This is a genomic window from Flavobacterium zhairuonense (assembly GCF_004352915.1).
GTDB lineage: Bacteria > Bacteroidota > Bacteroidia > Flavobacteriales > Flavobacteriaceae > Flavobacterium > Flavobacterium zhairuonense.
This window is the reverse complement of record NZ_SJSY01000061.1, coordinates 70542-78249: the sequence shown is the minus strand read 5'-3', so window position 1 is coordinate 78249 and position 7708 is coordinate 70542. Positions and strand designations below refer to the sequence as shown.

The following is a 7708-nucleotide window of genomic DNA, read 5'->3' as shown; positions in this document are numbered from 1 at the left end:
AGCAGATGATGTTACTACAGAATCAATCTGTTCTGGAAATACTTACACCTGGCCGGCAAACGGAATTACCTATTCTACATCACAGACCGCACTAAAAATAGTGAATGACGGATGTACAGCAGATCAAATATTGAATCTGACTGTAACCGATAAACCTGCCGATGCTGTAACCAATAAAACAATTTGTTTCGGTGAAACATATACATGGCCGGCAAACGGAATTACCTATTCTATATCACAAAATGCATTAAAAATAGTCAATGACGGATGCACGGCTGATCAAATATTGAATCTGACTGTAACTGATAAACCTGCCGATGCTGTAACCAATGAAACAATTTGTTTCGGTGAAACATATACTTGGCCGGCAAACGGAATCACTTATTCTGCATCACAAACAGGATTAAGAATAACCAATGACGGATGTACAGCGGATCAAATATTGAACCTGACTGTAAATCCTAAACCTGCCGATGCTGTAACCAATCAAACAATTTGTTTCGGTGAAACATATACTTGGCCGGCAAACGGAATCACTTATTCCACTTCACAGACCGGACTAAAAATAGTGAATGACGGATGTACAGCAGATCAAATATTGAATCTGACTGTAATCGATAAACCTCTAGATGCTGTAACCAATGAAACAATTTGTTCAGGACAGACCTACACTTGGCCAGCAAACGGAATTACCTATTCTACATCACAGACCGGATTAAGAAAAGTCAATGACGGATGCATGGCAGACGAAGTTCTCAATCTTAATATTAGTTTGCCATTAACCTCTGAATTAATACCAAACACATTATTTAGTGAAACATGTAATGGGGAACGAAATGGGGCTTTTAGTATTCAAATTACTGGAGGAACTATTCCATATAAAGTCGCTTTAAATAATATAGATGGAGTTTATCAATCTGTAACCGGCTCTGATTATACGTTTAAAAATCTAAAAGGTGGACAATACATTGTTTTTATAAAAGATGCTTTAAACTGTAAAACTGAACAAACAATAACTGTAGAAAATGGAATTTCATTAAATCCAGTTATAAATACAAATTATTATTGTGAGAACAATAGCCCTTCAAATTCTGTTACTGTAAGTATTGATGAAAGTAATTCTAATCTCAATGAAATCGATTATTCTTTAGATGGAGGGGCTTTTCAGTCAGACAATATTTTCAAAAACTTATCTCATGGATTGCATACCATTGCGGCCAGACATTTAAATGGTTGTCTTGAAAGTACCGCACCTTTTGTTATTGATTTTATTGAGCCGCTAAAACTATCACTAACAAATACAGAGCTAAACGAAATTAAAGCATCTGGTGAAAACGGTAGCGGAAACTATCAATATTCATTTGAAGAAGAACCTTTTAGCAAAAACAACAATTTTATTATTTACAAATCTGGAACTTACACCATTACCGTAAAAGATGAAAGTGGATGTACTTTTAGTAAATCACAGTATTTTGATTACATCGATTTATGTATTCCAAATTACTTTACACCAAATGGTGACGGAATTAGTGATTATTGGGGTCCTAACTGTGCATCAAATTATAAAAACTTGACCTATACAATTTTTGACAGATACGGACGTGAATTGGCAAATTACCATTTTGGTCAAAAATGGGACGGAAAATATAGAGGCCAGGAACTAACATCTGGTGATTATTGGTATGTTTTAAAACTCAATGACCCAAAAGACAACAGAGAATTTGTTGGACATTTTACCTTATACAGATAGATACTAACAACATTTCGTTGTCTAAAAACAAAATAAAATGAAAAAATTTATCCTTATATATCTATTCTTGGCTGTAACATCAAGTTACAGCCAAGAATTAAACTTGCCAGTCTTCACGCAATATTTAGCCGACAATCCATTTTCTATTTCGCCAACGTATGCCGGTATTGGAGATAATCTTAGAATTAGAGCTAATGGATTAACTCAATGGGTGGGAATTAAAGACGCCCCAGACAATCAATCCCTTTATGCAGATATGAGAATTCTGGATCGTTCTGGAATCGGAATTTCACTGTACAATGATAAAAACGGAAACACCAAACAAACGGGAGCAAAAATATCATTTGCACACCATTTAACCTTAGATTACTATTCTAAACAATATCTGTCCTTTGGTATTTCATACAATATCAATACTTTTAAAATTGACATTGATAAATTTAACTCAGGAAATGGAATATCTGGTTTAATCGATCCTGCAGCAATAGATGATCGTCGTCTTTCTAATATGAATTTTGACATAGGAACATTATACCGAAACAAAGATTTTTATCTTAGTTTAAACATTGGCAATATTTTGAACAAAAACATAGACGAATTTTATCATGAAGAACCCGCTTTACTAAGAAATTATCAAGTATACACTGGTTACGTTTTTAGAGTAGATGTCAAAAACAGGATCGAATTTGAACCTTCTGTCTATTATCAACTCTTTGCTAGCGATAAGCGTTCAAGCACAGATGTAAACATTAAGTATAGACAGTTTAATAAATATGATGATTATTTTTGGGTAGGAGCTTCTTATCGTTTTCTTAATGATCAAGTTCTTGAACCAATAATGCTTGGTCCAATGGCCGGCTTTAAAAAATCTAATTTCTATTTTGGATATTCATATCAGTCATCTTTAAACAAAATTGGAGCATACAATTCTGGAACACATGTTGTCACTATTGGCCTTGACTTCTTTCAGGGAATTAGCAATTGTCCTTGCACTCAAAATCCGGTTCGTCATTAAATAAAATATATTACTTAAAAACCCTATTTTGTATTGTTACAAAATAGGGTTTTATTTTTTATAATAATGAATTTTCTAAGTCTCCTTCACAGTAATAATCTTAACAGGACAAGCTTTCGCTGCCAATTCACAGCTTTCAACAATGGTATGATTTGGCGATTTTAAAGTAAAAAATCCTTTTGCATTCTGCGAATGAAGCAATACTGATTTTCCGTCTTTTTTCGACATCTGAAAATGTGCCGGATCCATTTCGACACAATAATTACAGCCAATGCATTTGTCTCTTTGTAAAGTAACAATTACCATTACGCCTCAACAATTTTATATAATTTGTCCGACATCCTAATTCTAAATGGCAGTTTGAAGGTACAATCGTCTCCTTTGGTTGCTTTTTCTGCCGAAAGATCGTTTACAAACATTTCGTCGATCATCATTTCCTGAGCTCCGGTGGTTGGTCCGGTAACTAAGATTTTATCTCCAATTTTAATATCGTAAGCTTCAATTTTAAACTGACCAACTTCTGCTTTTGGGAAATAATGCATTCCTCTTCCAACATAAACTTTCTTCTGCGTTGCCGCTGATCCTGGAATATCGCTCCATTCACCTAATTCTTGACCCAAATAATATCCTGACCAGAAGCCACGATTGTAAACTGTCTCTAAAGCTTTCATCCAGATTGCGGTTTTTTCTTTTGAAAAAGTTCCTTCATAGTGCGCATCAATCGCTTCTCGATAGGTTTTGGTTACCGTTGCCACATATTCTGGCGCACGGCCCCTTCCTTCGATTTTTAAAACTTTAATTCCGGAATCAATTACCTGATCTAAGAAATCTAAAGTGCACAAATCTTTCGGCGACATCATGTATTCGTTATCCAATTCGATTTCGAAACCTGTTTCTTGATCAATAACGGTATACTTTTTACGGCAATTTTGTTTGCATGCCCCACGATTTGCAGATGAATTATGCGAATGCAAACTCAAATAACATTTACCTGAAACCGCCATGCACAAAGCACCGTGGCCAAAAATTTCAATTTCTACTAAATTTCCGTTTGGGCCTTTGATCTGTTCTTTTTCAATTTGTTCCGTGATTTTCTTTACTTGACGCAAACTCAACTCACGACTTAAAACCATTGTATCAGCAAATAAACTGTAGAATTTAATGGTTTCAATATTGGTCACATTCAATTGAGTCGAAATATGAACTTCCATTCCAATTGATCTTGCCATTGCAATTACGGCTTGATCAGAAGCAATTACGGCTGTAATATTAGCTTCTTTAGCTTTCGTCAATAAAGTTTTTACGACTGATAAATCGTGATCGTAAATAATCGTGTTTAAAGTCAAATAGCTTCGAACGTTTTTGGCTTCGCATCGATTGGCGATTTCTTTTAAATCTTCAATTGTAAAATTCACCGTTGAACGCGCACGCATGTTGAGTTGTTCAACTCCAAAATATACTGAGTCACAGCCATTATCTAAAGCAGACTGAAGCGACTCAAAATCTCCTGCTGGAGACATGAGTTCGATTTTGTTGGTATGTGTCATTTTTGATTTATTTTTCAAATGACAAAAATAATGTGGGTATTGATTAGATTCCTATGATTTTTATCATGTCTATATTTTAAAAATTATTCGCAGTATATTATTAAAAAAGCCCATGATTGAAATCATGGGCTTTGTTCTATATTATCAAAATTTAACGTAAATGCCGCAACACTCCTATTAAATTCAATCTAAAATCTTGTATACTTTATCAGACAATCTAATTCTAAAAGGAACCTCAAAAGTAACTTTATCACCAACTTTAGCAGATTGAGTTTCCGCTCCGTTAACAATGATTTTATCCAAAACCAATTCCTGATCTCCTGTTGTTGGACCCGAAATAAGGATTTTATCACCAACGTTTAATTCGTGATTTTCTACAGTAAATTGTCCAACTTGAGCTTTCACATAATAATGCTCCGCTTTTCCAAGAAGTACTTTCTTTACTTTTATTTTCTGACGAATGTCTGATGGCTTTTGTGCTGTAGCCAAAGCAGTCTCTGGTAATTCCCCTGAATGTTTAAATTTTAGGTTCTCCGATTTTCCTTTTCTAAACACTTTGTTTCCAACTTGTTTCCCAGTTCTTAAACGAACTTGGTCAACTAGAGGCATGTGGATAATTTCTAAACATTCTGTAGAGCAACAGTTTTCCATTGCCGCTTTACATTCATCACATTGAATGAATAATAAATGGCACCCGTCATTTTCGCAGTTTGTATGATTATCGCAAGGTTTTCCACATTGATGGCATTGCGAAACAATATCATCTGTAATTCTTTCCCCTAGACGATTATCAAATACGAAGTTTTTACCAATGAATTTACTTTCTAAACCTTCTTCTTTCAATTGTTTCGCATAGTTAATGATTCCACCTTCTAATTGATAAACGTTTTTGAAACCTTGATGTTTGAAATAAGCACTCGCCTTTTCGCAACGAATACCTCCAGTACAATACATTACCAGATTTTTATCGTCTTTGTGATCTTTAAGTTGCTCATTGATAATTGGAAGACTTTCTCTAAATGTTTCAACATCTGGAGTTATAGCTCCTTTAAAATGCCCAACTTCACTTTCGTAGTGATTTCTAAAATCTACAACAATCGTATTTGGGTCATCAAGAATTTCGTTGAATTCTTTGGCTTTCAAGTGAACGCCAATATTAGTTACATCAAAAGTGTCGTCATTTAAACCATCGGCAACGATTTTGTGACGCACTTTGATAGTTAATTTTAAAAAGGAATGGTCATCATGTTCTACAGCTTCATTCAAACGAATGCCTTTCATGAAATCATAAACTTCAAGAGTTGTTCTAAAAGCTTCCAAATTTTCTTCAGGAATACTCATTTGAGCATTTATTCCTTCAGAAGCAACATAAATTCTCCCAAGTGCATCGAGTGCATTCCAGGCAATGAATAAATCGTTACGAAATTTTTGTGGGTCTTGAATTTTGGCATACGCATAGAAAGACAACGTAAGTCGTTGTTGTCCTGCATCATCGATCATGATGGCTCTTTCTTCTGCGCTCAAAGTGTTATACAGTTGCATGCTATAAACAGTTTTAAGTTTAAGAATATATGTTATTTTAGATTTTTCTGAAAATCTGCCGCAAAAATAGGGTTTATTTTGAGATTAAAAATCCTATTGCCCTAATTATCTGATTTTTTTAACATCTTTTAAAAATCTAAACAATCAGCCTCATCATTTTCAAATAAAAATCAGGATTTATTCTCCGCTTCAGAAGCACGAGCAACCAAGTCATCAACTGAAACAGAACGGCTTATGTGCCCCATAAAAGATTCCAAATTCTCTGCTCTCAGACTATCACGAACCTCGGAACGTGCTTCAGCTATTTTGAGCACAATATTTTTGGCATCTAAATCAAAAAATAAGTTTTTTAAGAAACGTGTTCCTGCAATATCAACACGAGGAGACGAATTAAGATCTAATATTACCGTTTTTAATGAATGTGGTTCGCTGTATATTTTCTCCCAGATTTTTTCTTTGATATATTCGGCATTAAAATAAAATATAGACGATTCAATCCTCACGATCAAGATGTTTTCAATTTTTTCGTTATCCGGATGTCTTTCTAAATCGGTATAAAGTTTTGTTCCTGGGACTCTGCCTAAAAAAGCTACATTCGGTTTTGAAGCCGCTTTCAGCAAAAGCAACAAAGTAAACATTGCCGCCAACAATACACCCGTCAAAATTCCCCAAATAAGCACTCCTACAAGCGCAATCATCGCCACACAGAATTCCTGTTTATCTCTTTTGTAGAGATATTTCATTTCTTTCAAATCAAAAAGACCCCGAATGGCCACCAAAACTATTGAGGCCAAAATTACAGTTGGCAAGTTTTGGAGATGCCCCGTCAAAAACAAAAGACAAACCGCAATTGTAGCCGAACAAAACAAAAGAGACAATGAACTTTTTGCTCCAGCAGTGTCGTTTACAGCAGATTGTGATAATCCGCCAGCAACAGGATAACCTTGTCCAAAAGCAACGGCTGCATTTGCAATTCCGAGCGCTAAAAGTTCTTGGCGCGGATCAATAACATATCCATTTTTTTGTGCCAATGTTCTTCCTGCAGAAACGCTTTCTATATAAGATAATAAAAAACAAGCCATAGCAAGAAGCAACACTCCATCTACATCACGAATCATTACAGAAGGCATGTGAAATTCTGGAAGTCCTGTTGGAATAATGCCAACTGTTTTGAATCCACTAAACTTTAATGATGTTGTCGAAACAAGTACGATCGACAAAACAACTATTAAAATTGCTATTGGCCTGCCGGGTGCTAGTTTCTCTCCAATAATCAATAGTATTATAGCAACAATACCAAAAATGAAAACGGTACTATTAACATCCGGAATTTGCCGAAACAGCACAATAATCCGTTCAAGAAAATTGTTGCCCCCGCCTTCAATGCCAAATAATTTAGGCAATTGAGTCATACCAATTGTTATAGCAGCACCAGCTTTAAATCCAAGCAAAACCGTTTCGCTTATAAAATTTATTATGCCACTTAATTTTAAAATATAAGCAATGATCGCCATTACTGCAAAAACTAATGCCGTGAGCGAGGCGATTTCAGACCATCGCTGCACATCGCCATTTGCCATAGTTGCAATTGTAGTTCCAATCAATAAAGAAATTGCAGATGTCGGTCCTATTGCAAGCTGTTTGCTAGTTCCTAAAAAAGCATAAAATATTCCTCCCAAAAGGTAGCCATAAATTCCAAATTGTGGTGGCAGTCCTGCTAGCGTTGCATATGCTAATGAAACCGGAATTCCATACGCAGCAAGTGTCACTCCTGCTACAAAATCGCTTTTTAGGTCTTTTGATTTATACTCTTTAATCCAGCCTGTAATGGGCAAAAGTTTAGAAATCATCATT

General features: G+C 35.2%; 6 protein-coding genes. 2 read left to right on the top strand and 4 right to left on the bottom strand.

The window, feature by feature from the left end; translation table 11 throughout:
* Together EYY60_RS02220 and EYY60_RS02215 are read left to right on the top strand one after the other, a co-directional pair.
* The coding region (locus EYY60_RS02220; protein ID WP_132987775.1) for a T9SS type B sorting domain-containing protein at positions 1 to 1750 on the top strand (1750 nt) is incomplete at its 5' end.
* Positions 1751 to 1787: 37 nt separating this feature from the next.
* Positions 1788 to 2765 (top strand): PorP/SprF family type IX secretion system membrane protein, encoded by a 978-nt coding sequence (locus tag EYY60_RS02215; protein WP_132987774.1) that lies wholly within the window; start codon positions 1788 to 1790, stop codon positions 2763 to 2765.
* Between the two features lie 75 nt (positions 2766 to 2840).
* Here EYY60_RS02215 and EYY60_RS02210 read toward each other — a convergent pair whose 3' ends face one another.
* The 4 genes from EYY60_RS02210 to EYY60_RS02195 all read right to left on the bottom strand — a co-directional run bounded on the left by EYY60_RS02210 (position 2841) and on the right by EYY60_RS02195 (position 7707).
* Positions 2841 to 3071 (bottom strand): ferredoxin, encoded by a 231-nt coding sequence (locus tag EYY60_RS02210; protein WP_132987773.1) that lies wholly within the window; start codon positions 3069 to 3071, stop codon positions 2841 to 2843.
* On the bottom strand, positions 3071 to 4312 hold the full coding sequence (locus EYY60_RS02205; protein WP_132987772.1) for a peptidase U32 family protein: 1242 nt from the start codon (positions 4310 to 4312) through the stop codon (positions 3071 to 3073). Before EYY60_RS02205 ends, EYY60_RS02210 begins: the two co-directional genes overlap by 1 nt.
* Before the next feature lie 183 nt (positions 4313 to 4495).
* Positions 4496 to 5854, bottom strand: coding sequence for an oxygen-dependent tRNA uridine(34) hydroxylase TrhO (gene trhO, locus EYY60_RS02200; RefSeq protein WP_132987771.1), 1359 nt, complete (start codon positions 5852 to 5854; stop codon positions 4496 to 4498).
* Positions 5855 to 6024: 170 nt separating this feature from the next.
* Positions 6025 to 7707 carry a SulP family inorganic anion transporter gene (locus EYY60_RS02195; protein WP_132987770.1) on the bottom strand — a complete coding sequence of 561 codons (1683 nt, stop codon included), beginning with the start codon at positions 7705 to 7707 and terminating at the stop codon, positions 6025 to 6027.
* Position 7708 lies beyond the last annotated feature (1 nt).

What these genes read in the sequence shown, in the direction of transcription:
- EYY60_RS02205 (WP_132987772.1), bottom strand. Translation starts at nt 4,312, where the DNA reads ATGACACATACCAACAAAATCGAACTCATGTCTCCAGCAGGAGATTTT.
- trhO (WP_132987771.1), bottom strand. Translation starts at nt 5,854, where the DNA reads ATGCAACTGTATAACACTTTGAGCGCAGAAGAAAGAGCCATCATGATC.
- EYY60_RS02215 (WP_132987774.1), top strand. Translation starts at nt 1,788, where the DNA reads ATGAAAAAATTTATCCTTATATATCTATTCTTGGCTGTAACATCAAGT.
- EYY60_RS02195 (WP_132987770.1), bottom strand. Translation starts at nt 7,707, where the DNA reads ATGATGATTTCTAAACTTTTGCCCATTACAGGCTGGATTAAAGAGTAT.
- EYY60_RS02210 (WP_132987773.1), bottom strand. Translation starts at nt 3,071, where the DNA reads ATGGTAATTGTTACTTTACAAAGAGACAAATGCATTGGCTGTAATTAT.